Genomic DNA, 23,468 nt, shown 5'->3' with positions numbered 1-23,468 from the left:
ACCATGAATCCTGCATTGACCGAGAAACTGGCTGCCGTGGCCGCTCATGCAGCCACCCTTGGCCACGGCGAGAAGGCAGGCTACCTGAAAAGCCAGGCGGCCGAGCTGGGCATCAGCGTGGCCACGCTGTACCGCAAGCTGGAAGCGGTCAGTGTGAAGCCCGGCCGCAAACGGCGCAGCGATGCCGGCCGCTCGGAATTAAGTCTGCACGAGGCACAGCTGATTTCGGCCGTGCTGATGGAGGCGATGCGGCGCAACGGCAAACGGCTGATGTCGGTAGCCCGCGCGGTGGAGATGCTGCGCGCCAACGGCAAAATCGACGCCGCCCGCGTGGATGAGGAAACGGGGGAGGTGCTGCCCTTGTCCGAGAGCACGGTTACCCGCGCCCTACGCGAATACAAGCTGCACCCCGACCAACTGCTGCAGCCCGCGCCGGTAAACCGCATGAAATCGGAACACCCGAACCACTGCTGGCAAATCGACCCCAGCCTGTGCGTGCTCTACTACCTGCCGCGCAGCGGCGAGGACAGCGGCCTGCGGGTAATGAAGCAGGAAGAGTTCTACAAAAACAAACCGAAAAACGTGGTCAAAATCGAAAACGACCGCGTGTGGCGCTACACCGGCACCGACCACGCCAGCGGTACCATTCTCGCCCGCTACTACTTCGGCGGCGAGACCAGCGCCAACCTGTGCGACTTCTTTATCTTCATGATGCAGGAGAAACAGGATGTCTTGAAAGACCCGTTCCGCGGCGTGCCGCGCATGGTGATGCTCGACCCGGGCAGTGCGAATACCTCGGCAGCGTTTAAAAACCTGTGCAAGTCGCTGGACGTGCATGTGCAGATCAACAAGCCGGGCAACCCGCGCGCCAAAGGACAGGTGGAAAAAGGCAACGACATTGTGGAAACGGCGTTTGAAAGCAGCCTGCGCTTTACCGAGGTGCACGACATCGGGCAGCTGAACCGCCTGGCCGAACGCTGGATGCGTTACTACAACGGCACGCAGATTCACAGCCGACACGGCCTGACCCGCTATCAGGCGTGGAACAAAATCAAGGCCGAGCAGCTGATTCTGCCACCGCCTGCCGACTACTGCCGCGAGCTGGCCGTTTCTGCGCCGAAAGAAGCCAAGGTGTCGCCCGATCTGGAAATCCGCTTCGGCGGCCGGGTGTACAGCGTGAAAGACATCAAGGGCGTGCTGGTGGGGCAGAAACTGCTGGTGGCCAAGAACCCGTGGGAGCCGACCGGCGCACGTATCGCCACTTACGACAGCGAAGGCAACGAAATCTGGCAGGCGGTGCCGGAGGTGGTGTTCGACGAGATGGGTTTCAGAGCCGATGCCGCCGTCATCGGTGCGGAATACAAAGGGCAGGCCGACACCATCGCCCAAAGCCACGCCAAGGAACTGGACAAGCTGGCGATGCAGGCCGACACGCTGGAAGCGGCAGCGGCCAAACGCAAAGGTAAGGCGGTGCCCTTCGGCGGCGAAATCGACCCGTTCAAACATCAGGAAGACACGCTGGCCGCCGCCAACACCCTGTATATGCCCAAGCAAGGGCAACAGATGGCCTACAACACGATGGAAGTCCGCGAGCAGGTGTTGAGCAAGGTCGAGCTGGCCAAGCTGCTCAAACCGCGCATCGAAGCGGCCGGCGGCAACTGGGGCGAGGCGGTGAAAACCCTGCAACGGCTGTATCCGGACGGGGTGGCCGCCAGCCAAATCGAAGAGGTATTCGGCCGCCTGAAAACCGCAGGCAGCCTGCGGATTGTGAAAGGGGCATGAGATGAAGGAAGCATTTAGAAAAATCGGCAAATCGTACGCCGTGGCTGCCGCCGAAATCGGCTGCAGCAAGCCCAGATTGGTGGCGGTAATCAACCACGGCGAATGGCCGAAAAAAGGCGCAGCTGAGCTGCGCGGGAAACTGAGAGACTTTTTTAAACTGAATGGTGCGGACATCCCAGCGAGCCTGAGAAACGAGCCGGAAACCGCACCTGCCCACCCTAATGAAAGCGAGGACGACGATATGTTACTACGAAAAGCCACTTTGACCCAAGCCACCCGCCGTTATTTCGGCCTGGTACGAGACCCATTCAACGATGAAATCAGGTCGGCAGAGGATGTGTATATGACCCCTGATGTGCGCTATGTACGCGAGGCAATGTTTCAGACGGCCTGCCACGGCGGCTTTGTGGCGGTGGTCGGCGAAAGCGGCGCGGGCAAGTCCACCCTGCGCGAAGACCTGCAAGACCGCATCAACCGTGATGGCAGGCAGGTTATCACCATCGAACCGTATGTGCTGGCGATGGAAGACAACGATGTGAAGGGCAAAACCCTGAAAGCCGCGCACATTGCCGCCGCCATCTTGGAAGCCGTATCGCCCGGCACACGACCCTACCGCGATTCGGAAGCACGTTTCCGCCAAATCCACCGCGCCCTGCAGGAGAGCGCGAAGGCGGGCAACAAACATGTGCTGATTATCGAAGAGGCACACGGCCTGCCGATTCCCACCCTGAAGCACCTGAAACGCTTTTTTGAGTTGAAAAACGGTTTTGACCGCCTGCTCGGCATCGTACTAATCGGCCAGACCGAACTGGCGCAAAAGCTCAGCGAAAACAACCCGGCTGTGCGCGAAGTGGTGCAGCGCTGCGAGGTGGTGACACTCTTGCCGCTGACCGACGGACGGCTGGCAGGCTACCTGAAACACAAAATCGAACGTGCCGGCGGCGACATCACCAAAATTATGGACGAGAGCGCGATTGACGCGGTGGCCGAACGGCTGACTGTGCGCGGCCGCAGCGGGCGCGGGGTGGAAGAGCACAGCCTGCTCTACCCGCTGGCGGTGAACAACTTGGTATCGGCGGCCATGAATCAGGCGGCCGAGCTGCAGATGCCGGTAGACGGCGACATGGTAAGGGGGGTGTGAGATGAGTGCATTTTGGAACTGGTTTGTACAGGCAAGCTGCTGGCAGGTGCTCGGCAACGCGCTGACTTTGGCGCTGGCGCTGGTCATCATCGGCATCGGTATCGGCGAAGCGGTGCGTTATATCCGCATCAGTTGGAAAGGATAACAACCATGTGGCCGGAATTAAAAAACGTTGCCCGCCGCGAAGCTCGGAACTGGTTGATTGCCGCCATCGTGGCAGTGGCCTATGCCGCCATGGCCGGCAGCTGCACCCCGCAGCCGGCAGCCCATCGGCAGCTGGTGGGACAGCCGGATACGGCAGCGGCACGGCTGGCAGCCAAAGAGCGGCAGGCCGAGAGCGAGGCCGCCGAAGCGGCAGCAGTGTACGAGCGCATGAGCGATCAAGAGCGGGGGCGTGGGATTGTGTATGACCCGGTGGAGGAATAACGATGAACTGCAATTGTCTGGAAACATACCTTGAAAAAATACAGAAATCTTTAGAGGCCGAAGGTCGGGTAGTCAGTGTCAAACCTACCTTTGTACAGACGGGCTTCCGGATGCCGGATTTGTCTGTTGTGACCTATACCCAAGTGGAGTGGGAAGAAACCGTTACCCGGAAGAATGGGAAACAGAGCAGTAAAAAAATGAAGACATCAGTTACTCATAGCTACTGCCCATTCTGCGGCACAAAAATCCAACCTGCCAAGCAGAAGGAGGAATAAGACATGGTGACCGTAGCAAAAGTTATCTGGTATTTGGCCAGCATCGTCTCCGGCGTGTTGGTGCTGACGGTGGCGGCTATGCTACTGATAGTGGTGTGTATGGCCGCCTTTAACCGATACGACGACATCTTTATCAACCGGGAGGGCAAATGAAAACCCGTTGCCCCTGCTGCGGCGCCACCGCCAGCCTTGAGGTGCTGATTACCCACGACGAGGCGCGCAGTCTGATGGTGGCGCTGGCCGGTATCTCCGACGAGCTGGCTAAAGCCGCGCTGCGCTATCTCGGCCTGTTCCGCCCGGGCGAGCGCGACCTGAGCTGGGCGCGGGCGGCCAAACTGCTGGGCGAGCTGGTACCGCTGATTCAGGCGGGTGAGATTACCCGCAAGCGGCAGAGCTACCCCGCGCCGCGCGAGGCATGGATTTGGGCGTTTAACCGCGTTATCGAAGCCCGCGACAGCGGCAAGCTGACCCCGCCCCTGACCAGCCACGGCTTCCTGCTGGAGAACCTGACCTTCTGGACGCCGGACAAAACCGCCGGCACGGCCTTGGCTCCGGCAGCGGATACCGCCCTTTCAGGCAGCCTTAACCCGCAACAACAGACCGCGGCCAGCAGCACCCTGCAAGCGGCCGCAGCCGGTGAGAAGTTTAAGCGATGATGACCCGAAATGATGACCAAAGAAGTAAACAATGCCTTGGTGTCCGGCATCCAGCACATGTTCGCCATGCGGTTGCCTGGGCATCCGCCGCTCGATGCGGCCGACGGGACGTATCAGGCATGGATTGCCGCTTTCGATTCGCTGCCGATTGCCTGGGACGACGAGCGCGACGTACCGCGCATACGACAGGCCTTCGGCGCGTTATGGGCAACCGTAGACCGCTGGCCAACCCCGAAAATGCTGATTGCCTGTATCCCGCCCGTGCCGCCCCCGCCGCAGCTGGAAGCCCCGAAAAAGGTGTGGACGGAAGAGGAAATAGCCAGAAACAAAAAGCGCTTGGCCGAAATGTTAGGCATGCTGGCCGACAAGATGATTGAACGGAACCGATTTTTAGACGATGGAAGGAATGAAGATGAGCCAAATTGATATGAGCCAATACAAGAAGGACGCACGAGGCAATCTGGTGCCGATTGCCAACATCCGCCCGATTGACCTGCTGCGTGACGAGCTGGTGCAGAAGATTACCGCCCGCGCCCGCGCGGTACAGGAAGAGTTGCAGGAATACCGCCGCTGGGCGATGGACGAGATTGCGGCCTTTGCCGAACTCTCTGCCAACCAGTACGGCACCTCGCTGGGCGGCAAGAAGGGCAATATCCGCCTGCACAGTTTCGACGGCCAATACCGCGTGCAGCTGGCGATGCAAGATGCCCTGGTATTCGACGAGGGGCTGGCCGCTGCCAAAGTGCTGATTGACGAATGTATCCGCGAATACTCGGAAGGCAGCCGCCCCGAGCTGCTGGCTATCATCAACGCTGCCTTCGCCACCGACCGCGACGGCAATATCAGCACCGCCCGCGTGCTGGGGCTGCGCCGTCTGGATATCAGCGACGAGAAATGGCAACGCGCGATGGACGCATTGAGCGACAGCCTGCAGGTGCATACCAGCAAGGCCTTTGTACGGGTGCACGAGCGCGATGCCAACGGCGAGTATCGCTTGATGAATTTGGATATCGCGAAGGTGTAATTATGTGGTTTAGTCAATGTACCGTGTTCAGGCTACCTGAAACCCCGAATGCCGCCCTGCTGGCCGATAAATTAGCCGACGCACCCTTTGCCCCGTGCGGTGGGTTAGATTGGTTTACCGAGGGTTTTGCCGCACCGCAGAGCTTCACCCCCGAATTGGTCTTTAAGGTTGAACAAACAATGGGGATTGCGTTAAGGCGGGAGGAGAAGGTATTGCCGGGTAGTGTCATCCAGCGGGCGGTAGGCGAACGGGTGGCACGTATTGAGCAGCAGGAAGGTCGTTCGGTCGGTCGCAAAGAACGGCAGGAATTGAAGGAGCAGGTAACCGATGAGTTGCTGCCGCGAGCCTTTGTCCGCGCCACCCATACCCGTGCACTCTTTGCCAACGGCATGTTGCTGGTGGACAGCGCCGCCGCCTCCAAAGCGGAAAACCTGCTCGCTAAACTGCGCGAAGCCTTGGGCGGCTTGAAAGCCCAGCTGGCGCACACCCGCCAAACGCCATCTGCACTGATGACTGAATGGCTGTTGCGCGGCCATGCCGCTGGACGCTTTGAGTTGGATGACATTGCCTCATTGCGAGGCGCTGGTGATGTACCGCCGGAAATACGCATCAAACGGCAAGACCTGACAGCCGAGGAAGTGGCCGGCCATGTGCGCTGCGGCAAGATAGTGAGCGAGCTAGGCTTGGTTTGGGACGAGCGGGTTGCCTTTGTGCTAACCAGCGAGTTCACGCTCAAACGTATCCAGTATTTGGACGTGCTGCAGGAAGCGGCGGAAAACCACGGCGACGATGCTGCCGACTTGGCCGCTGCTTCGCAGCTCATCGTGTCCACCAACCTGAGCGCCTTAATCGGCGAGCTGGTTGAATTGATGGGCGGTTGGCAGGAGTAACGATATGGCCACCGTAACCATCATGATTGCCGACACCCCGCGCGGGGTCATGCTGAAAATAACGTCAGACGAACGGCTGCCCGAGCCGGGAGAAGACAGCGGCAGCATCGCGCAAAATCTCGGCCTGATTGCGATGGAGCTGATTAAGCAGGAGTTTAAGGCGGTAACCGGCAAGGAGTTCCAGGCGTGTACCGTCCAGTAAGTAATACCGAGCGGCACGGCCTGCCGCAATTTAAACAGGAGTTAAACCATGACTAAATCAGAGTTAATCAAAGCCATTGCCGAACACGGCGAATTGAGCCGGGCCGATGCCGAAATCGCGCTGATGGCCGTGCAACACAGTATCACGGAGGCTTTGGCCAAAGGCGAGCGGATAACCCTGCCCGGCTTCGGGACGTTCAAGGTAATCACGACGGCAGCGCGTACCGGCCGCAACCCGCAAACCGGCGAGCCGGTCGAGATTCCGGCCAAACGCAAAGTGAAGTTTGCCCCGAGCGAGAAGCTCAAAGACTTGGTTAAAGTGTGATGTTCAACCCATGCCGCTGCGATGCGGCGGCATCAGTGGAACATTAGGAGAGTCCAAATGCGTGAACCCAAAGCCCACAAGAAAGCCCGCCTGATTAAGCTCTTGCACGTGGCCAAAAACCAGCTGATGCTGGACGATGCCGCCTACCGCAGGCTGCTGGCCAATGCCAGCGGCGGCAAGACCAGCAGCACCAAGCTGTCGCTGGACGAACTGGAGCTGGCGCTGCGCGGCATGAAGGCGATGGGCTTTGTGGTCACCACCAAGGCGCAGGCTAAGGGTGGCAAGCCTGATATCCCGGTGCGCGAAGCGGCGGCCGGGGTGGACGCGCAAATCAAAAAAATCCGCGCCCTGTGGTTGGAGCTGCACCGCTTGGGCGCGGTACGCAGTCCTTCAGAATTGAGCCTGGCTCGTTTCGTCAGCCGCATGACCGGCGTGGATTATCAGGGCTGGCTGAGTGTGGACGATGCCTCACGGGTGATTGAGCATTTGAAAAAATGGAAACAGCGGGTAACGCGGGAAGGAGCGGGAACATGACGCAGGCAAGGGTGGCCGAGCTGCTGTCCGATTTGGCAGCCAAGGTCGGAGAGGAAGTGCATTCTGCCGGGGTGGCGGACAAAAAACAGGCCAAAACCATCGGTAACCATGTGGCCAAACGTATGGCGCGGGAATGGGGCGGACAGAACCTGTATATCCCGCACGGGGTGCTGTGGGACATCGACGAGCGCGACGTAGAAATCTTTGACAAGTTCGACGGTACCAATCAAAAAGAGCTGGCACGCGAGTACGGGTTTTCGGAGCAGTGGATTTACCGCATCATCGAACGGGTACGACAGGCTAAAATCGACGCCGCACAGCAGGATTTGTTCGATGAAGGGAAAGGCAAAGGGAGTAAAACAGATTAAAACGCGCACAAGGTCGGTCAGGAACGTTCCTGACCGATGTCTTTTTACGGTTTGGTACGTTTGCTTATCCCGCTGCCAGAACGCGCTTAAAACGCAAATTTGGCGATGCCGGCTTCGGAGGTATTTTTTTAAACCCGTTTAAAGGACTTTCAGGTAGCCCATGCCCCATCATTCGCTTAACACGAGTGATGGGGATTTTTTATGTTTGAGATTTTTCGAAGTGGCGAGCGCATCAGCGCCGATGGCAGCCGGTGGAACATCACGGATGCCGACGTACAGCGTGCCGCCGAAGTGTACGACCCGAAGCTGCACGAAGCACCGATTGTCATCGGCCATCCGGCCATGAACGCCCCGGCCTACGGCTGGGTGCCGAAGCTGGCGGCTGACGGCGGCAGCCTGACTGCCGAGTTTGCCCAAATGGATGATGGCTTTGCCGCTGCCGTCCGCGCCGGCCGCTACAAGAAGGTATCCGCCTCCTTTTGGCCGCCCGGCCATCCGAACAACCCGGTGCCGGACAGCTACTACCTGCGCCATGTCGGCTTCCTCGGCGCACACGCCCCGGCAGTCAAGGGGCTGCGGGCGATTGAGTTCGGCGCGGCCGAGGACGGCGTGATTGAGTTTTCCGAGGCGGCACACGGTATCGCCGCCCGGCTGTGGCGCAATATGCGCGAATGGCTGATTGCCCAGTTTGGCCAAGACGCCGCCGACAAGGTGGTGCCGGACTGGGAAATCGAAGGCATCAAGGAAATGGCCGCCCGGCCCGACCTGCCTCCCGACCCGGTGTTGTTTGCCGATCCCCCTCCCACCCCCAACCCAACCGACCATAAGGAGTCTCCCATGTCTGAACAAGACCAAGCCGCCGCACTGGCTGCCGAAAAGGCCGCACGTGAGAAGGCGGAGGCCGATGCCGCCCAGGCCAAGGCCGAATTGAAAAAACTGCAAGACGAACAGGCAAAAGATTTGCGCGACGCGTCGCACAAGCAAAACGCCGACTTTGCCGAGGGCTTAGTAAAAGAAGGCCGCCTGAAACCTGCCGACAAAGCCTTGGTAGTGCAGGTGCTGGATTTTGCAGAGCACCCCGAGCACACCACCGCCGACTTCGGCGAGGGTGAGGCAGCCAAGCCGCTGGGCGCTGCGCTGCGCAAGTTTTTGGCGGCGGTGCTGCCGCAGCAGCTGCCGACCGGGCAGATGGCCAAAGGCAGCCTGAACTTCGCCGAGGGCATGAGCCACCACGAGCGGGCTTTGGCTTTGCAGAAAGCCGAGGGCATCACCTACGAAGAAGCCGCGCGCCGCACGGCAAATTGATTAACCGTTTATCCAGTAAAGGAAGATAAAAACATGAGCAACACGTATTTAGGCAACCTGCGCCAAGTGGACGAAGTATTGACCAAACTGGCGCTGGGCTACAGACAGGGTGGTTTCATCGGCGAACGCATCATGCCGGTGGTACTGACCGAGAAGGAAGGCATCAAAGTGCCGAAGTTCGGTAAAGGCTCGCTGATCGAGTATGAAACCGAACGTGCCGTGGGTGCCGCCAGCAATGTGATTACGCTGGACTTCCCGGGCAAGATGTCGGTGGTGTTGGAAGAGCACGATTTGGCCGCCGGCGTGGACTACCGCGCACAGCACGAATCGGTGTTTGATGAGAAGGCCAAGGCCACCCGCCGCGTGACCGCCGGTATCCAGCTGCGACAGGAGTTGGAGATTGCCGCGCTGATTCAGGCCAAGCCCACCTACGAGAGCGGCCACAGCAAAGACCTGTCGGCCACCAAGCAGTGGAGCGACGATACCTCCGATGTACAGGCCGATATTGCCAATGCAAGGGAAGTAGTGCGTGCCGCCTGTGGCGTGCGCCCGAACGTGCTGGTATTGGGGGCATCGGTGTACAGCAAGCTGATCCTACATAAAGGCTTGCGTGGGCAATTGTCGGCCAACAGCGACCGCGGGATTCTTACGCTCGAGCAACTGACCCGCCTCTTGGATGTGGAAGAAATCATCGTCGGCGAGGCCATCTCCACACCCGACGGCAAGAAAGCCACCAAGGATGTGTGGGGCAATTTCGCCAGCCTGATCGTACGCCCGAAACCGGTCGAAGCCGGCAACGACGAAGGTATGCCCGCCTTCGGCTATACCTTCCGCCGCCGCGGCATGCCGGTAGTAGACCGCTACGAAGGCGTGGGCGGCAAGGTGGAGTACGTGCGCTACACCGACATCCGTAAAGCTGCCGCCATCGGCGGTGCCTGCGGCTATCTCTTCGAGAAAGCCATTGCTTAAACCTAAAAACAGGCTGCCTGAGATTTTCAGGTAGCCTGAAGGAGAACCAATATGTCTAAACCGACCAAACAGGTGGTCTTGGTCACCACCGTTAAAACCACCGGCAAAATCGTGGCCAACCGTTTTGTGAGCTTCGCCGGCAAACAGGCTACGGCTACCGACAAGGTGCTGGGCGCCACCCCTTACGATGCCGACATCAACGAAATCTTGGCCGTTGACACCATCGGCACAGTGGTAGTGGAAAGCGGCGGCACGGTGGCCGTAGGTGACGAGGTATCGCCCGATGCCCAAGGCTGCGCCGTTAAAACTGCCGGCAGTGCCAAGGCCGTCGGTATTGCCCGCAGTGCCGCTGCCGGCGCGGGCGAGCTGATCCAAGTTTTACTGAGGGGTTAGCCATGATTAAAACCTATATCGCCAACACCCCGCTGATTCTGGCTGATGCCGAGGGCAAGGAATTCCGCGTTGAGTCTGGTGAGGCCGTAGACCTGACACCCGAGCAGTACGAGCTGGTGGCCGCACATGTGACCGCAGGCAGCATCTCGGACGCAGACTTGGCCGCATCCGGCTACCAGCCGGACGGCACAACACCGGTGCCGGAACAGCCGCCTGCCGAACCGACCCAGCCCGAACAACCGACTGAGGCCGAAACCGAGCCTGCCGAGACAGAGCAGCCGGCACAGGCTGAAACCGAACAGCCGGCAGAATCTGCCGAGCAGGCTGAAGAACAGGGCAAAGCACGCGGCAGAGGCAAAAAGGAATAAGCCATGTATATCACGCGCGAAGACATCAAGGCTGCCGTCAGCCTGGCCGAGCTGATCCAACTGACCAACGATATCGGCGGCAGCACCGAGCCGGACTGGGCGGTGGTCGACAGAGCCATCGCTTATGCCTGCGAAATTGCCGACGGCTACCTGATGGGTCGTTACACCCTGCCGCTGGAGCCGGTACCCAGCATCCTGCGGCCGGTGTGCAGCGACATCGCGCGCTACTGGCTGCATACCCGCCGCATCAACACTGCCGATTTCCCCAAACCTTTGCAGGCAGCCTACGACAACGCGCTCAAGCTTTTGGCGCAGGTACGTGATGGCAAGCTGCATTTGGGTGTGCGTGCCGACGAATTGGCCAGCGATACCGAGCGGCCGCAGGCCGAGCGCGGTGCCTACCGTGTGCGCGGCAATGCCAAGCAGGATTGGGGAGGCTACTGATGTCTGCCACCCGCCCGATTCTGACCGCCGTGCGCGATTACTTGGCCGCCGAGCTGCCCGCCTACACGGTGGAGCTGTTCCCCGACGACCCGGCCGGCTACCGCTTTATGGCACCGCTGGGCGCGGTGCTGGTCGGTTATCAAGGCAGCAAGTTTGCCCGCCCGGACGGCCTCGGCCTAATCGGCCAGCAGCGCGACGTCACACTGGCGCTGACCGTGTTCGGGCGCGGCCTGAACCATGACGGCGCGGCCTTGGATCTGCTCGACGCATTGCGGCTGGCCATCACCGGCTACCGCCCGCCAGACTGCGAACCGTGCCATTTAATCAGCGAGCAGTTTTTGGCCGAAGAAGGCGGGGCATGGCAGTACCAGCTGATTGCCCAAACCGAAACCCAACAGGTCGAACGCCGCCCGGCGGATACCCGACCCAAAGTCAGCAGCCTGTACCTGCGGCAGCAAGGCCAGCCGCTCAACCCCGATATCAAACCCAAACCCTAGGAGATTATTATGTCCGCAGCTTTCCACCACGGTACGGAAACCAAACGTATCGACGGCGGCACCAGCCCGATCTACACCGCAGACGGCGCGATTACCGCCATTGTCGGCACGGCTCCGGCCGGTGCGATCAATACCCTGACCGTATGCGCAGCCGCCCGCGATTTCTTGCAATTTGGCAGCAGCCTGACCGGCAAGGGTTTTACCCTGTCTGATGCCGCCAATATCTTTACCCGCTACAAGGCCGGTACCGCCTATGTGGTCAATGTGTGCGACCCGGCCAAGCATAAGAGCAGCGTGGCTGACGAGGCGCTGACGGTCGATGCCGACACCCTGACCGCCCGCACCGCCCATCCGGCTTTGCAAACGGGTTACACGGTAAAAGACGGTGCCAGCGCCCTGAACGAGGGCAGCGACTACACCGTCACCGATGCCCTGGCCGGCGAGATTGTGTTCAAAACCAAACCGACCACGCCGACCATCAGCTATACCTACACCGACCCGTCCAAGGTAACCGAAGAAGAGATCATCGGCGCCTATGTGGCCGCCACCGGCAAACGCACCGGCCTGCAGGCGGTGATTGAAGGCTTCAACCGCTTCGGCGCCGATGCCAAAATCATCATCGTCCCCGAGTACGACAAGACCGCCAAATGCCGTGCCGCCATCGAAGTGCTGGCCGAGCAGATTAAGGCTATCGGCTACGCCGCCGCCCCGCAGCAGACCACCCTGAGCAAGGCCATCGAAGGCCGTGGCCCGTTGGGCAGCATCAACTTCCAAACCTCCAGCGACCGTATGATGCTGTTCTATCCCTATGTGTTGGGTTTGCTCGGCGTGGAGAGCCTGGCTACCCACGCTGCCGGCCTGCGCATGAAGACCGATGTGGAACAGGGCTACTGGTACAGCTCGTCCAACCGCGACCTGCTGGGCGTGACCGGCATCGAAATGCCGCTGACCGCCCGCGCCGACGACCCGCAGAGCGACACCAACCGCCTCAACGAAAAAGGCATTACCACGGTGTTCAACAGCTACGGCACCGGCTACCGCCTCTGGGGCAACCGCCTGGCCTGCTTCCCGACCGTCAGCCACATAAAAAACTTCGAAGTGGCGCAACGCACCGGCGACGTGATCGACGAATCCATCCGCCGCTTCGAATTGCAGTATATCGACCGCCCGATTGACGATGCCCTGATTGACAGCCTGCTCGGCTCCATCCGCACCTATCTGGGCACCCTGCAATCCATTGTCGGCTACAGCGTGGACTTGGATTACGACTACGACTTGGTGGATGCCTTCTCGAAAGGCCAAGTGCCGCTCAAATACGAATACACGCCCAAGCTGCCGGCCGAGCGCATCAGCAATGCCAGCGTGATGACCCGCAAATATCTGGCCAACTTGGTCAGCCAACGATAAGGAAGGAATGAAAGATGTCCGATATCAAAGTGATTTACAACGCCAACGTCTACATCGACGGCAACGACCTGTTGGGCAAGGCCAGCGAGTTCAAACTGCCGGAGTTTGAGTTTGAGCAGGACGAGTACAAAGGACTGGGGCTGAAAGGCACGGTCAAGCTGCCGATGGGCGTGGCCGCACTCGAGGGCGAGATTACCTGGAACAGCTTTTTCCCCGAAGTGGCGCGCAAAGCCGCCAACCCCTACAAAGCGGTGCAGCTGATGGTGCGTGCCAACGTGGAAACCTACGATACCACCGGCCGCGTGAAGGAAGTGCCGCTGGTAACGATGGTAACCGCCACCTTCAGCAAGAATGCGTTGGGCGGCTACAAACCGAAAGAAAAGGCGGAGTTCTCCAGCACCTACCAGACCACCGAAATCCGCCAAGTGTTGGACGGGCGCGAAGTGCTGTACTACAACGCCCTGCGCAACGAATACCGCGTAGACAGCGTGGACGTGGAAGAGACCTACCGGCGCAATATCGGGGCATAGTTTTTTAAAGCCGTTTAAAAGACCTTTAAAGCGCCCGCAAGCGACAATCCCTACATCAAATCCGATGTAGGGATTTTTATTTACCACCGGCGGTTTTATCAGGCCGCGCCGCCCGGCCAATTTGAAAAAGGATTGCAAAAAATGAGTGATGCAAAACAGCTGCAGGAAGACTTAGGCATAACCACTACCATCAAACTGAAATACCCAGTGCGACTAGCCACCGGCCAGACATTGGAACAGATTACGGTGCGCCGTGCCAAGGTGGGCGATCTGCGCGCGGTATTGCACATCGAGGGCGAGACGGCACAGGGTCTGGCTATTTTGTCACGCATTACCGGGCTAGTGCCGGAAGATTTGGACGAGTTGGATATTGAAGACTTGAATAAGTTGCAGGCCACTTTTCGCTTCGGACAGGAAGAAGCCGTCTGAAAAAAGGTCGCGCGAGGAAAACATCCGTGCGTTGCGCGAAGCCTGTGCCGATATGGCGTGGTGGTTTGGTTGGCCGCCAAGTGCGATTGACGGTTTGACCTTGGAAGAATTCGAGGGCTACCAGAAAGAAGCAGCCCGCCAAATTAAGGCGGGCTATCGGAAAGGTCTTTAAGAGAGGTTGCTGCGTTTGGTATGCCACCAACTACGCGGCAGCCAACCTACCATCCATAAAGTTTCAACTATGCCGTACAGGCAGCCGAATACGATGCCAATCGTAATGCAGGCTAAACATAGCCAGCCTAGCAACACAGCAATCATCAACATCATCTTCCCCTTTCACTTCAATATACTTCGGATAGTAAATCATGGCAGCAGAATTATCAATACTGGTCAAGGTAGGTGCCTCAATCGGGGGTACTGTTTCTGCTTTGCGTTCTTTAGTTGGCGGGGTGAATGGGGTACGGCACAGCGTACAAATTCTACGCAATGAACAGCTTCGACTTGGTGACTCCATTCGTCAGTCTACTGGGGTTGGTCGTACGGAGCTGGCACGGTTACAACGGCAGTATGATGGTTTGGGGAGAAGTATTACCCGGCTCAATCGTAACCGTTTGCGCCAAAATGCGATTGAAGCGCAATTGACGAACCTCCGAAACAGCAGGGAGCAAATGAAAACGGAGGTTATGGGTGCGGTGGCTGCTGCCGGTATCCCCTTGGTTCCGATTAAGATGGCGATGGATTTTGAATCGTCGATGGCCGATGTCCGCAAAGTGGTGGATTTCGACACCCCACAACAATTCAAGGAAATGCAGCAGGATATTCTGCAGCTGACCCACCGTATCCCAATGGCTGGTAAAGAGCTGGCAGCAATTGCCGCTTCAGGCGGCCAGTTGGGGGTTGCCCGTCAAGACCTTGCTGCGTTTACCGAGACCGTGGCCAAAATGAGCGTGGCCTTCGATATGTCGGCTGACGAGGCGGGCGACAGCATGGCCAAGCTGGCCAACGTGTATCAAATCCCGATTGCCCAAATCGACCGGCTGGGTGATGCCATTAACCATCTTTCCAACTCCAGCCCGGCCAAAGCCTCGGATATCGTCAACACTTTGGGGCGTATCGGCGGGGTGGCCAAACAATTCGGCCTGACCGAGCAGCAGGCTGCCTCACTGTCTAATGCCTTTATCAGCCTGGGCAAACGCCCTGAAGTGGCGGGTACCGCCATCAACGGCATGCTGGTTAGGTTGATGACGGCCGACAAACAGGGCAGCCGCTTCCAAAATACCCTGAAGTCGATGGGGATGTCGGCGGCGCAATTGAAACGCGAAATCGCTGAAAACGGTGAACAGGCGCTGGTTAATTTCATCAAACGTATTAATGCCCTGCCGAAAGAGCAGCAGATGAGCGCCTTGGTGGACTTATTCGGCCGCGAATACGCCGACGATATCGCTGTGCTGGCCGGTAGTGTCGACACCTATGAGCGCTCCATCCGCCAGCTGCAGGAAACGGGGAAAAATGGCCAAGCCAATTACCTCGGCAGCATGGATAAAGAGTTCCAGAGCCGCATGTCGACTACGGCCGCGCAATGGCAGACCTTCAAGAACCAGCTGATGCATTTGGGTATCACGATTGGCTCTGTGGTGCTGCCCAAGATTAACGAATTGCTGGCCGAAGTAAAGCCTCTTATCGATAACCTGATCCGCTATTCACAAGCACATCCCGAGCTAATCCAAAACATCTACAAAGTAGTTGCGCTGCTGGTTGGATTTAAAGCAGGCTCACTATTAGCACGCTTTGGTCTGAATCTGCTGGGAACGGCATTTTGGGGAACCGCCGGTCATTTGTTTAGCTTTATCGGCGGCTTGATGCGCTTAAAGAGTGCAATGATGTTGTTCCGCATGGGACGCGGGGTAATGGCCTTGCGCACGCTGGGGTTCTCTGCCCGGCAGGCACGCGCAACCATGCGCCTGCTTGGTGGTTCGTTCCGCTTGGTGCGTGCCGTGGGTGGGACTGCGTTCAGGCTGCTGGGTAGTATCGGTTCGGCGGCTTTTCGCCTCATTATCAATCTAGGTACGGGCTTAATCCGCTTCCTGCCGATGGTTGGCCAGGCATTTATGGCACTAGGTCGATTCCTACTGACTACCCCTATTGGTATCGCGTTGGGTTTGATGGCGGTAGCTGCTTATATGTTGTACACCCGCTGGAACGATATTGTTGGAGGAGCGAAGCTACTGTGGACGGATTTGTCCAATTTCTTTAGCAGCCTGTGGCAGCAAATCGTCGGCTTTTTCAACAGTGGTATCGGCAATATTTCCGCCACCATCATCAATTGGTCTCCACTTGGGCTTTTCTATCAGGCTTTTTCGGCGGTCATGAGCTGGTTCGGTATCGAACTGCCGGCTAAGTTTACCGAGTTCGGCAGCAACATCATTCAAGGGTTATGGAATGGGTTAATCGCCAAATTCGAAGCGGTTAAGGCATGGTTTGCCGAGAAGGCGGCGTGGTTTAAAAATGCCTTTGCCCAAAGTAACCAGATCAGATCGCCAAGCCGCGTGTTCCGCCGTTTTGGCGGCTGGATGATGGAAGGCCTGCAAATCGGTATCAACCAAGCCGCCCCGCGCCCGTTGGCCGCTATCGGCTCGGTTTCGCGCGGTTTGCAACAGCGTTTCAGCGACAACACCTCATCCTTGGCTGCCTCAATGGCCGCCAACAGCGCCGAACTCTCTGCCGCACGGCAGGGCACGGCTGCGGCAGGCGGCATCACGGTACATTTCAGCCCGACCATCAATGCACCCGGCGGCGATGCGGGGCAGATTCAGGCGGCCATGCAGATGGGTTATCGCGAGTTCGAGCAGACGTTTAGGCGCATGATGGAAGATTGGGACAGGAGGTCTTATGTACGCAATGCTGGGTGACGTGCGCTTTGAATTATTGGGCAGCTTTACCGACCTTGAAGAGACCCACGGCGCCAGCTACGCCAAGCACGAGGTGTTGGCCGGGCGGCCGCGCCTGCAGGCGATGGGCAACGAGCTGACGCAGATACGGTTCGGCATCAAGCTGCATTGGAAGCTGGGCGATGTGGACGCGGCCTACAAGGGCTTGATTGCGGCCAAGGAGGCACAGCAGGCGGTGTCGCTGGTTTTCGGGAGCGGCAGATTTGTCGGCTGGTTTGTGATTGAATCACTGACCGCCCGCACCCTGCTGCAGGACGGCCGGGGGCGCACCGCCGCGCGCGAGCTGGATGTGAGCCTGACCCAGTTTGTCGGCGACCCGAACAACCCGCTGCCGACCCCGGGCGTGGCCAACGGCCAAAACCCGCTGCTTGCCATGTTGCCCGAGTCGGTGCGTGCCCCTTTGTCCAAAGTGGCCGATGCGGTGCAGACCGGCGTGCGGATTTACCGCAGTGTCGAGCAGGAAGTCGGCCAGCTGCAAACCCTGATTGCCCATGCCCGCGAGCTGAAACACGACCCGCTCGCTTTGCTCGGCGTGGTGGGCGATGCGGTCAATCTCGGCGGCACGGCGCTGGGTAAATTGAACAAGCTGCCTGAAGTCGGCAAATACATCGGCAACCTGTCCGGTGCGGCCGAAATGTTGGCCTACGGCGGTCAGGCGGCGCGCGAACTCTCCGGCGGCTTGGCCGCGCTGCGCAACGGTGCGCAAAGCGGCACGGTGGGCGGCTGGCTGGAAGGCGGTGCGGCCGCCATCGCCTCGGCCGCCGACAGCCTGAACAACGGCGCACGCGGGGCGCAAAGCCTGACCGCGTGGCTGGCCGGCAGAAAGGACGGGACGAAATGAGCGAATCGGTATTAAGACATCTGACGCGCGATGGCGACCGCTGGGATTTGATTGCCTGGCGCTATTACGGCAACCCCTTGGAAATCGCCCGCCTGATTGCCGCCAATCCGCACCTGCCGGCCGCCGAGCAGTTTACGGCCAACCTGACCGTGTTTGTACCGGTTATCCCGGCCAAACCCCAAACCCAAGCCGACATGCCGCCGTGGTTGCGCGGCAATAACGGAGACGACGATGCAGATGCCTAACCTCCATCTGGGTGCCTTGCTTTCAGGTAGCCTGAACAGCACGGCCAGCCATCCGGTGACCCTGCCCAAGGTCATCATCAAATACGAGCAGAAGGACATTACCAGCGATATCCAGCCCTATTTGTTATCGGTGAGCTACACCGATTACTTGGAAGGACAATCGGACGAAGTACAGGTGGAGCTGGAAGACGTGGACGGCCGCTGGCGGCAAAAGTGGTATCCCGAGCAGGGCGACAAAATCAGCCTGGAAATCGGCGACCAGATTAACGGCATGCTCAAGCTGGGCAGCATGGAGCTGGCCGAGATTGAGTACCAGCACCCGCCGTCCGTGATTACCCTGAAAGCGCTGTCCACCGGCATCACCAAATCCAACCGCACCCAGCGCGGCCGTGCCTACGAGCACACCACGCTGGCCGACATCGTGCGCCGCATTGCCCGGCGGTTGCGGTTGAAGGTAACCGGCACCATCCGGCACATCCCGATCGAGCGCGTGACCCAGTATCAGGAGCGCGACGTGGAATTTCTGACCCGTTTGGCCAAAGAGTACGGCCATACTTTCAAGATTGTCGGCAGGCAGTTGGTTTTTCAGGCCAACGACGCGCTGGCGGAACAAAAGCCGGTGGCGGTGTTGCTGCCGGAGGACATCAAAAACTTCAGGCTGCGCGACCTGATTAAGGGCGTACCGCAGGAAGCGGTGGTGAGCGGCTACGATGCCAAACGCAAGACCACGCGCCGCACCCGCCGCCGCAGCAAGGCGCTGCGCCCGGGCGGCAAGCGCGCCAGCAGCGGTGACACGCTCAAAATCGTGGCCAATCGCGGCGAGAGCCAGGCGCAGGTCAATGCCCGTGCCGATGCCGCGCTGGCCAATGCGCAGCAAAGCCAAGTGGCCGGCAATTTTTCTATGGTGGGCAACGCCAAGCTGGTGGCCGGGCAGGTAGTACAGCTCAAGGGGTTTGGGAAGTTTTCGGGCAAGTATCTTGTGAAACAGGCGCGGCACGAAATCCGCCGTGGCGGCGGCTTTACCAGCGATTTGGAGGTAAAAATGGTCGAATACGTGCCGGATGAGCCACCACAGGCAACCGCCGCAACCCAACCCAAAAAACAGGCAGCCAAAAATGCGAACCCATGACTTTACCGCCACCCTGCAGTTCGGCACCGTAGCGGCGGTGGACGCGGCCAAACACGCGGTGCGCGTAACCGTGCCGACCTTGGACGATATCCAAACCGACTGGCTGCCGGTGGTCAGCCTGGGCGCGGGCGGTAACCAGTTCTACGCCTTACCCGACCCCGGTGCCTTGGCTGTCTGCCTGCTGGACGCGCGCGGCGAAGGCGGCGTATGCCTCGGTGTGATTTATAACGAGCAGGACGGCACACCCGCCGCCGATGCCAATATGTGGCTGAAGAAATTTGCCAACGGCACCGTCATCAGCCACAACAGAGCCGACGGACAGGTAACCGTCGACACCCCGGGCAAGGTGGTGGTTAAGGCCGCTTCGAAAGTGGAAATCCAGTCGCCGGAAACCGAGATTACCGGCAACACCACAGTCAAGGGCATGCTGACCTACACCGCCGGCCTGACCGCCTCCAACGGCGGCGGGGGCGATACCGCCAGCATCGAAGGCACTGTGCGCGTCAACGGCGAAATCATCCTCAACGGTATCCCACTCTCCGGCCACGTCCACCCCGGCGACTCCGGCGGCACCACCGGCAGCATGCAGGCCGGCTGATTTTTGAAAACGTTTTACAAGACTGCGGACAAGTCCCGCAGCACAATCCCCGTATCCCGCCCGATACGGGGATTGTTTTTTAAACCCGTTTAAAAGACCCGCCGCCACCGCGCAGGCAGAATAAGCCCATGACTACCCAGACCACCCCGCGCAGCCGCCACTGGCAGCCCGCCCCTCTCGCGAGCGGGCAGGACATCGTGCAAGACCTCGACGACATCAACCAGTGCATCGAAAACATCCTCGCCACCCGCAAGGGCAGCGACGTGCTGCGGCCGGATTTCGGCAGCAATTGGTTCGACTACATCGACTACCCGGAAGACGAATTTATCCCCAACACCGTGCGCGAGGTCATCCTCGCCATCCAAACATGGGAAAAGCGGGCACTGGTCGAGCAGGTCACGTTTGACGGCCACGCCCCGCATATCACCATGACCGTACATTGGCGCGTGGCGGATGAAGTGGCGGGCGAAATCTACCGCACCGACATTGTGCTTGAGGCTACCTGAAAATGGATTTGAGCAAACTGAAACGCGAAGAAGTCAAGATTGTCGATGACGACTTGGCACAAACCCTGGCCGCCACCATCGCCGACTACGAGCAGCGGGCGGGCAAAGTGTTGCAGCCCGCCCATATCGAAAGGCTGCTGATCAACACCTTTGCCTACCGCGAGCACCTGCTGCGCCAGCAGGTGAACGAAGCCTACCGCCAGCAGCACCCGCGCTTTGCCACCGGCCTGATGCTGGACTTGTGCGGTGATGACGTGTCTACCCCGCGCCTGCAGGCGCAGCCCGCCCTGACCACCCTACGCTTTACTGCGGTATTGAGTGGTTTGGAACAAATCGCCGTACCCAAAGGCACGCGGGTTAATGCCGGGCAGACCAGCTTTGTTACCACCGAGGCCGCCCTGCTGACTGCTGCCCAAAGCAGTGCCGAAGTGGCGGCGGAATGTACGGAAAGCGGCAGCGTGGGCAACGGTTGGTCGGTCGGCCAAATCAACAGTCTGGCCGAGCGGCTGCATCCGACGATTGATGTGGCCGTCAGCAACACCACCGTTTCTGCCGGCGGGGTGGAAATTGAAGACGACGAAGCCTACCGCGAGCGCGTGTTGCTGGCACCGGAGAGCTTTAGCGTAGCCGGGCCGGTGGGTGCCTACCAATATTGGGCGCGGCAGGCCAGCCCGGCGGTGGTGGACGTGCACGTGGCCAACGATACCGACGGCGGCGGCCAGCCTATAGGCGGGCGGGTGGCGGTAACCGTGCTGGCCAAAGACGGCCTGCCAAATGCCGAGCTGATTGGCAAGATTCAGGCTGCCTTATCGGCCGAGAAACGCCGCCCGCTGTGCGATACGGTGGTGGTCAAAGCCCCGACCGCCGTCGATTACACGCTGGACGCCGAGCTGACCCTGTTTACCGGCACCGATGCCCGCACCGCCAAAGCGGCGGCCGAACAGGCATGGGCAGTGTATGAAGCCGCCCGCCGCAGCCGGCTCGGCTTGGACATCGTGCCGCTGGACATCATGAGTGCGCTGAAAGTGGCCGGTGTTTATAACGTGGTGCTGCATAACCTGCCGCTGACCGTGGTCAAGCCCGACCAGTGGGCGCGCTGCACCCGTGCCACCATCCGCATTGCCGCACAAACGGCGGAGGGCTAGACGATGGCCAAACTTTCCTACGCCGCCATCATCGAACGCGACCAACGCGCCCGCGCCCTGGCCGAATTGGGACTGCGTTTGGATTTGGCCGAGCTGCCGCAGCTGATGCCGCGCCTAGTCGATTTGGTCGCCCCCGAACACCTGCCGCTGTTGGCTGAAAGCCGCAGCATCCTGGGTGCCGACGGCTACTGGCTGGCCGAATCCGACGATGCGCGGCGCAAGCTGATTAAAGGTGCGTACGAGCTGCACCGCTACAAAGGCACGCCGTGGGCCATCCGCGAGATTGTGCGGCGGCTCGGGTTTGGTGAGGTGCGGATTATTGAAGGGCTCACTGGCCAAACCTACGACGGCAGCATCAACTACAACGGCAGCCATGTTTACGGTGCCGGCAGCTACTGGGCGCACTACCGCATCATCATGAACAGCGTGATTACCAACGACCAGGCCGCGCTGTTGCGCAAAACGCTGGCCGCCTTCGCACCGGCACGCTGCCTGTTGGCAGCCTTGGATTATCAGGCCGTCCCCCTGCGTTACAACGGGCGGGCGGCCTACGACGGCAACTTTAACTTTGGAGCAGCTTAAAAATGGCGAATATCACGGAAGAACTGGACAACCCGCAATGGACGGAAGGTATCTACCAGCTGGAAACCACCGACCCGGTATTGGGCGGGCCGAACGGCATTGCCAACCGGCAGGCCAAGGAACTGGCCGCGCGGACGCAGTATTTGAAGAAGAAGCAGGAAGAGTACAAACCGGGTGCGGCCAGCACTACTAAGGCCGGCATCGTACAGCTCTCGTCTGCCACTGACAGCAACAGCGAAGAGCAGGCGGCCACGCCGAAGGCGGTGAAGGCGGCTTATGACAAGGCTGTTGAGTCCGCCGGCAAAGGTCTGCCCATTGGCGCAGTAATCGGCTTTCCGCGCGCCGTTACCAACCCCGAGGGCTACCTGAAAGCCGACGGCAGCACCTTTGCCCAGGCCACCTATCCCGACCTGCACCGTGTATTGGGTGGCAACAAACTGCCCAACCTCACGCGCTCCGACATCGGCATGACCGCCTATTTCCCGTTTGGCGACATCCCGGACGGCTGGATTAAGTACGACGAGATTGCCGCCAGGGTTACCCAGTCCGCCTATCCCGAACTCTACCGCAAGCTGGTGGCACAGTACGGCAGCATTGCCAACGTCAAGCCGGTAGATGATTACTTTGTGCGCAACGTGGGCAGCAGTGGACAAATCGGCCAGCAATACCCGTGGACGGTAGGCGACCATCATCATGTTTTGGGGCTTGTGGCCTACGGCAACGACGACCTGCTGCTCAAACGCCTGCCGGTGGATAAGTATTACCCCAACCAAATCAAAGCCGGCGACCCGATGTTTGTCATCTACGGACAACTGGGCGGCGGCGAGGGAAAAAACAACGGCACGGATATGTTTGGGCAGGAGCATGTACAGGCCGGCAGCGGCAAATACCACCAAAAACACGCTGTCCCCATCACTTACGACCACGCCTACACCGACCAATACACGCCCAAGCCCTATTACCAGGACAACACGCCGAAATACATCGGCATGGTGCTGTGCATCAAGGCTAAAGACAGCCTAGATGATGTGGTGATGTGGGTCAAAGCCTACGGCACAGTCAGCAATGCCGGCACGCTGGACGCTTCCACGCTGGCCGCGCAGTTGCAAAATAAATCCGATAAAGGGCACACCCACCGCGCCGCCGAAATCAGCGACTTGGACGAAACGGTTAAGCAGCAGATGGCCGCTGCCATGCAGCACCAAGCCAGCACCAACGGCTACACCAAACTGCCCAACGACCTCATCGACCAATGGGGCGAGGTGTTGATGAGCTGGCAAGGCGAGGGGCCGGTTAAGGTAACGTTCCCAATCGCCTTCCCGAATGCGTGCTACAACGTGCAAATCACTGCCAAAAGCAGCGGCCGGTCGGGCTCGGTGGGCACGGACTTAACCATCGGCGCGGGAGAGATAACGGCCACCGGCTTTAGCGCCATGCTTAACACATGGGCTCAAGGTGCGGCAGCCAATGATTTCCAGGGCTTTTTATGGCGTGCCATCGGCAAATAACG

32 protein-coding genes are annotated in these 23,468 nt (G+C 59.4%); all 32 read left to right on the top strand.

Annotated elements, in window-relative coordinates:
- Nucleotides 1-3: 3 nt before the first annotated feature.
- The 32 genes from EZJ17_RS01260 (at nt 4) to EZJ17_RS10390 (ending at nt 23,466) form a co-directional block, all read left to right on the top strand.
- Nucleotides 4-1,782, top strand: a complete 1,779-nt coding sequence (locus tag EZJ17_RS01260) for a DDE-type integrase/transposase/recombinase (protein ID WP_151085965.1) — start codon at nt 4-6, stop codon at nt 1,780-1,782.
- A gap of 1 nt (nt 1,783) precedes the next feature.
- A complete protein-coding gene (locus EZJ17_RS01255; protein ID WP_151085963.1) occupies nt 1,784-2,923 on the top strand; it encodes an ExeA family protein in 1,140 nt (379 codons plus the stop codon).
- A 1-nt stretch (nt 2,924) separates the two neighbouring features.
- Nucleotides 2,925-3,068, top strand: a complete 144-nt coding sequence (locus tag EZJ17_RS10225) for a hypothetical protein (protein ID WP_023888069.1) — start codon at nt 2,925-2,927, stop codon at nt 3,066-3,068.
- 5 nt (nt 3,069-3,073) lie between these two features.
- Complete coding sequence (locus tag EZJ17_RS01250) at nt 3,074-3,349, top strand: hypothetical protein (RefSeq protein ID WP_067446648.1); 276 nt, start codon at nt 3,074-3,076, stop codon at nt 3,347-3,349.
- Between the two features lie 278 nt (nt 3,350-3,627).
- The gene (locus EZJ17_RS10220; protein ID WP_156502918.1) at nt 3,628-3,777 is read left to right on the top strand and encodes a hypothetical protein; all 150 of its coding nucleotides are present in this window, start codon (nt 3,628-3,630) and stop codon (nt 3,775-3,777) included.
- Complete coding sequence (locus tag EZJ17_RS01245) at nt 3,774-4,280, top strand: hypothetical protein (RefSeq protein ID WP_064087594.1); 507 nt, start codon at nt 3,774-3,776, stop codon at nt 4,278-4,280. Before EZJ17_RS10220 ends, EZJ17_RS01245 begins: the two co-directional genes overlap by 4 nt.
- Before the next feature lie 9 nt (nt 4,281-4,289).
- Nucleotides 4,290-4,706: a hypothetical protein gene (locus EZJ17_RS01240; protein ID WP_064087595.1), complete on the top strand. Its 417-nt coding sequence runs from the start codon at nt 4,290-4,292 to the stop codon at nt 4,704-4,706.
- A complete protein-coding gene (locus EZJ17_RS01235; protein ID WP_179946230.1) occupies nt 4,693-5,304 on the top strand; it encodes a DUF3164 family protein in 612 nt (203 codons plus the stop codon). Before EZJ17_RS01240 ends, EZJ17_RS01235 begins: the two co-directional genes overlap by 14 nt.
- A gap of 2 nt (nt 5,305-5,306) precedes the next feature.
- Complete coding sequence (locus EZJ17_RS01230) at nt 5,307-6,194, top strand: recombination-associated protein RdgC (RefSeq protein WP_151085960.1); 888 nt, start codon at nt 5,307-5,309, stop codon at nt 6,192-6,194.
- A 4-nt stretch (nt 6,195-6,198) separates the two neighbouring features.
- On the top strand, nt 6,199-6,396 hold the full coding sequence (locus EZJ17_RS01225) for a hypothetical protein (protein ID WP_151085957.1): 198 nt from the start codon (nt 6,199-6,201) through the stop codon (nt 6,394-6,396).
- Nucleotides 6,397-6,444: 48 nt separating this feature from the next.
- Nucleotides 6,445-6,720 (top strand): HU family DNA-binding protein, encoded by a 276-nt coding sequence (locus EZJ17_RS01220; protein ID WP_067446640.1) that lies wholly within the window; start codon nt 6,445-6,447, stop codon nt 6,718-6,720.
- 57 nt (nt 6,721-6,777) lie between these two features.
- Nucleotides 6,778-7,254, top strand: a complete 477-nt coding sequence (locus EZJ17_RS01215; RefSeq protein ID WP_067446638.1) for a gp16 family protein — start codon at nt 6,778-6,780, stop codon at nt 7,252-7,254.
- Complete coding sequence (locus EZJ17_RS01210) at nt 7,251-7,622, top strand: Mor transcription activator family protein (protein WP_023888052.1); 372 nt, start codon at nt 7,251-7,253, stop codon at nt 7,620-7,622. The genes EZJ17_RS01215 and EZJ17_RS01210 overlap by 4 nt, the downstream gene beginning before the upstream one ends.
- A gap of 201 nt (nt 7,623-7,823) precedes the next feature.
- Nucleotides 7,824-8,927, top strand: a complete 1,104-nt coding sequence (locus EZJ17_RS01205) for a 2-oxoacid:acceptor oxidoreductase (protein WP_151085953.1) — start codon at nt 7,824-7,826, stop codon at nt 8,925-8,927.
- Nucleotides 8,928-8,960: 33 nt separating this feature from the next.
- The gene (locus EZJ17_RS01200; RefSeq protein WP_064087602.1) at nt 8,961-9,896 is read left to right on the top strand and encodes a major capsid protein; all 936 of its coding nucleotides are present in this window, start codon (nt 8,961-8,963) and stop codon (nt 9,894-9,896) included.
- Between the two features lie 51 nt (nt 9,897-9,947).
- Nucleotides 9,948-10,289: a capsid cement protein gene (locus EZJ17_RS01195; RefSeq protein WP_067446634.1), complete on the top strand. Its 342-nt coding sequence runs from the start codon at nt 9,948-9,950 to the stop codon at nt 10,287-10,289.
- Nucleotides 10,290-10,291: 2 nt separating this feature from the next.
- Nucleotides 10,292-10,657, top strand: coding sequence for a hypothetical protein (locus tag EZJ17_RS01190; protein WP_067446632.1), 366 nt, complete (start codon nt 10,292-10,294; stop codon nt 10,655-10,657).
- A 3-nt stretch (nt 10,658-10,660) separates the two neighbouring features.
- Nucleotides 10,661-11,101, top strand: a complete 441-nt coding sequence (locus EZJ17_RS01185) for a DUF1320 domain-containing protein (protein WP_023888047.1) — start codon at nt 10,661-10,663, stop codon at nt 11,099-11,101.
- A complete protein-coding gene (locus EZJ17_RS01180; RefSeq protein ID WP_067446630.1) occupies nt 11,101-11,598 on the top strand; it encodes a Gp37 family protein in 498 nt (165 codons plus the stop codon). Before EZJ17_RS01185 ends, EZJ17_RS01180 begins: the two co-directional genes overlap by 1 nt.
- A gap of 9 nt (nt 11,599-11,607) precedes the next feature.
- Nucleotides 11,608-13,005 carry a phage tail sheath family protein gene (locus EZJ17_RS01175; protein ID WP_067446628.1) on the top strand — a complete coding sequence of 466 codons (1,398 nt, stop codon included), beginning with the start codon at nt 11,608-11,610 and terminating at the stop codon, nt 13,003-13,005.
- A 14-nt stretch (nt 13,006-13,019) separates the two neighbouring features.
- Nucleotides 13,020-13,535: a phage major tail tube protein gene (locus EZJ17_RS01170; RefSeq protein ID WP_067446626.1), complete on the top strand. Its 516-nt coding sequence runs from the start codon at nt 13,020-13,022 to the stop codon at nt 13,533-13,535.
- 141 nt (nt 13,536-13,676) lie between these two features.
- Nucleotides 13,677-13,964 (top strand): phage tail assembly protein, encoded by a 288-nt coding sequence (locus tag EZJ17_RS01165; protein WP_064104199.1) that lies wholly within the window; start codon nt 13,677-13,679, stop codon nt 13,962-13,964.
- Nucleotides 13,965-14,016: 52 nt separating this feature from the next.
- On the top strand, nt 14,017-14,136 hold the full coding sequence (locus EZJ17_RS10920) for a GpE family phage tail protein (protein ID WP_064104200.1): 120 nt from the start codon (nt 14,017-14,019) through the stop codon (nt 14,134-14,136).
- Nucleotides 14,137-14,632: 496 nt separating this feature from the next.
- Nucleotides 14,633-16,873 carry a phage tail tape measure protein gene (locus EZJ17_RS01155; RefSeq protein WP_231881748.1) on the top strand — a complete coding sequence of 747 codons (2,241 nt, stop codon included), beginning with the start codon at nt 14,633-14,635 and terminating at the stop codon, nt 16,871-16,873.
- The gene (locus EZJ17_RS01150; protein WP_151085950.1) at nt 16,854-17,753 is read left to right on the top strand and encodes a phage tail protein; all 900 of its coding nucleotides are present in this window, start codon (nt 16,854-16,856) and stop codon (nt 17,751-17,753) included. The genes EZJ17_RS01155 and EZJ17_RS01150 overlap by 20 nt, the downstream gene beginning before the upstream one ends.
- Nucleotides 17,750-17,998, top strand: a complete 249-nt coding sequence (locus tag EZJ17_RS01145) for a tail protein X (RefSeq protein WP_067446619.1) — start codon at nt 17,750-17,752, stop codon at nt 17,996-17,998. Before EZJ17_RS01150 ends, EZJ17_RS01145 begins: the two co-directional genes overlap by 4 nt.
- Complete coding sequence (locus tag EZJ17_RS01140) at nt 17,985-19,127, top strand: phage late control D family protein (protein WP_067446617.1); 1,143 nt, start codon at nt 17,985-17,987, stop codon at nt 19,125-19,127. The genes EZJ17_RS01145 and EZJ17_RS01140 overlap by 14 nt, the downstream gene beginning before the upstream one ends.
- Nucleotides 19,114-19,725 (top strand): phage baseplate assembly protein V, encoded by a 612-nt coding sequence (locus EZJ17_RS01135; protein WP_067446616.1) that lies wholly within the window; start codon nt 19,114-19,116, stop codon nt 19,723-19,725. The genes EZJ17_RS01140 and EZJ17_RS01135 overlap by 14 nt, the downstream gene beginning before the upstream one ends.
- 128 nt (nt 19,726-19,853) lie before the next feature.
- Entirely contained in the window at nt 19,854-20,231 is a 378-nt protein-coding gene (locus EZJ17_RS01130; RefSeq protein WP_067446614.1) for a GPW/gp25 family protein, read from the top strand.
- A 2-nt stretch (nt 20,232-20,233) separates the two neighbouring features.
- The gene (locus tag EZJ17_RS01125; protein ID WP_151085948.1) at nt 20,234-21,376 is read left to right on the top strand and encodes a baseplate assembly protein; all 1,143 of its coding nucleotides are present in this window, start codon (nt 20,234-20,236) and stop codon (nt 21,374-21,376) included.
- A gap of 3 nt (nt 21,377-21,379) precedes the next feature.
- Nucleotides 21,380-21,958: a phage tail protein gene (locus EZJ17_RS01120; RefSeq protein ID WP_023887382.1), complete on the top strand. Its 579-nt coding sequence runs from the start codon at nt 21,380-21,382 to the stop codon at nt 21,956-21,958.
- Nucleotides 21,959-21,960: 2 nt separating this feature from the next.
- A complete protein-coding gene (locus EZJ17_RS10390; protein WP_151085945.1) occupies nt 21,961-23,466 on the top strand; it encodes a tail fiber protein in 1,506 nt (501 codons plus the stop codon).
- Nucleotides 23,467-23,468: the final 2 nt, after the last annotated feature.

It is taken from the genome of Eikenella exigua (assembly GCF_008805035.1).
Lineage (GTDB): Bacteria > Pseudomonadota > Gammaproteobacteria > Burkholderiales > Neisseriaceae > Eikenella > Eikenella exigua.
The sequence above is the reverse complement of the archived record's forward strand: the minus strand, read 5'-3'. Positions and strand labels throughout refer to the sequence as shown.

Bases quoted from the DNA above. Each gene is read 5' to 3' on its own strand.
- EZJ17_RS01260 (WP_151085965.1), top strand. From the start codon at position 4: ATGAATCCTGCATTGACCGAGAAACTGGCTGCCGTGGCCGCTCATGCA.
- EZJ17_RS01215 (WP_067446638.1), top strand. From the start codon at position 6,778: ATGCGTGAACCCAAAGCCCACAAGAAAGCCCGCCTGATTAAGCTCTTG.
- EZJ17_RS01180 (WP_067446630.1), top strand. From the start codon at position 11,101: ATGTCTGCCACCCGCCCGATTCTGACCGCCGTGCGCGATTACTTGGCC.
- EZJ17_RS01195 (WP_067446634.1), top strand. From the start codon at position 9,948: ATGTCTAAACCGACCAAACAGGTGGTCTTGGTCACCACCGTTAAAACC.
- EZJ17_RS10390 (WP_151085945.1), top strand. From the start codon at position 21,961: ATGGCGAATATCACGGAAGAACTGGACAACCCGCAATGGACGGAAGGT.
- EZJ17_RS01185 (WP_023888047.1), top strand. From the start codon at position 10,661: ATGTATATCACGCGCGAAGACATCAAGGCTGCCGTCAGCCTGGCCGAG.
- EZJ17_RS10225 (WP_023888069.1), top strand. From the start codon at position 2,925: ATGAGTGCATTTTGGAACTGGTTTGTACAGGCAAGCTGCTGGCAGGTG.
- EZJ17_RS01140 (WP_067446617.1), top strand. From the start codon at position 17,985: ATGCAGATGCCTAACCTCCATCTGGGTGCCTTGCTTTCAGGTAGCCTG.
- EZJ17_RS01150 (WP_151085950.1), top strand. From the start codon at position 16,854: ATGTACGCAATGCTGGGTGACGTGCGCTTTGAATTATTGGGCAGCTTT.
- EZJ17_RS01240 (WP_064087595.1), top strand. From the start codon at position 4,290: ATGATGACCAAAGAAGTAAACAATGCCTTGGTGTCCGGCATCCAGCAC.
- EZJ17_RS10920 (WP_064104200.1), top strand. From the start codon at position 14,017: ATGGCGTGGTGGTTTGGTTGGCCGCCAAGTGCGATTGACGGTTTGACC.
- EZJ17_RS01235 (WP_179946230.1), top strand. From the start codon at position 4,693: ATGAGCCAAATTGATATGAGCCAATACAAGAAGGACGCACGAGGCAAT.
- EZJ17_RS01135 (WP_067446616.1), top strand. From the start codon at position 19,114: ATGCGAACCCATGACTTTACCGCCACCCTGCAGTTCGGCACCGTAGCG.
- EZJ17_RS01125 (WP_151085948.1), top strand. From the start codon at position 20,234: ATGGATTTGAGCAAACTGAAACGCGAAGAAGTCAAGATTGTCGATGAC.
- EZJ17_RS01230 (WP_151085960.1), top strand. From the start codon at position 5,307: ATGTGGTTTAGTCAATGTACCGTGTTCAGGCTACCTGAAACCCCGAAT.
- EZJ17_RS01170 (WP_067446626.1), top strand. From the start codon at position 13,020: ATGTCCGATATCAAAGTGATTTACAACGCCAACGTCTACATCGACGGC.
- EZJ17_RS10220 (WP_156502918.1), top strand. From the start codon at position 3,628: ATGGTGACCGTAGCAAAAGTTATCTGGTATTTGGCCAGCATCGTCTCC.
- EZJ17_RS01165 (WP_064104199.1), top strand. From the start codon at position 13,677: ATGAGTGATGCAAAACAGCTGCAGGAAGACTTAGGCATAACCACTACC.
- EZJ17_RS01130 (WP_067446614.1), top strand. From the start codon at position 19,854: ATGACTACCCAGACCACCCCGCGCAGCCGCCACTGGCAGCCCGCCCCT.
- EZJ17_RS01245 (WP_064087594.1), top strand. From the start codon at position 3,774: ATGAAAACCCGTTGCCCCTGCTGCGGCGCCACCGCCAGCCTTGAGGTG.
- EZJ17_RS01205 (WP_151085953.1), top strand. From the start codon at position 7,824: ATGTTTGAGATTTTTCGAAGTGGCGAGCGCATCAGCGCCGATGGCAGC.
- EZJ17_RS01220 (WP_067446640.1), top strand. From the start codon at position 6,445: ATGACTAAATCAGAGTTAATCAAAGCCATTGCCGAACACGGCGAATTG.
- EZJ17_RS01175 (WP_067446628.1), top strand. From the start codon at position 11,608: ATGTCCGCAGCTTTCCACCACGGTACGGAAACCAAACGTATCGACGGC.
- EZJ17_RS01210 (WP_023888052.1), top strand. From the start codon at position 7,251: ATGACGCAGGCAAGGGTGGCCGAGCTGCTGTCCGATTTGGCAGCCAAG.
- EZJ17_RS01200 (WP_064087602.1), top strand. From the start codon at position 8,961: ATGAGCAACACGTATTTAGGCAACCTGCGCCAAGTGGACGAAGTATTG.
- EZJ17_RS01155 (WP_231881748.1), top strand. From the start codon at position 14,633: ATGAAAACGGAGGTTATGGGTGCGGTGGCTGCTGCCGGTATCCCCTTG.
- EZJ17_RS01225 (WP_151085957.1), top strand. From the start codon at position 6,199: ATGGCCACCGTAACCATCATGATTGCCGACACCCCGCGCGGGGTCATG.
- EZJ17_RS01250 (WP_067446648.1), top strand. From the start codon at position 3,074: ATGTGGCCGGAATTAAAAAACGTTGCCCGCCGCGAAGCTCGGAACTGG.
- EZJ17_RS01255 (WP_151085963.1), top strand. From the start codon at position 1,784: ATGAAGGAAGCATTTAGAAAAATCGGCAAATCGTACGCCGTGGCTGCC.
- EZJ17_RS01190 (WP_067446632.1), top strand. From the start codon at position 10,292: ATGATTAAAACCTATATCGCCAACACCCCGCTGATTCTGGCTGATGCC.
- EZJ17_RS01145 (WP_067446619.1), top strand. From the start codon at position 17,750: ATGAGCGAATCGGTATTAAGACATCTGACGCGCGATGGCGACCGCTGG.
- EZJ17_RS01120 (WP_023887382.1), top strand. From the start codon at position 21,380: ATGGCCAAACTTTCCTACGCCGCCATCATCGAACGCGACCAACGCGCC.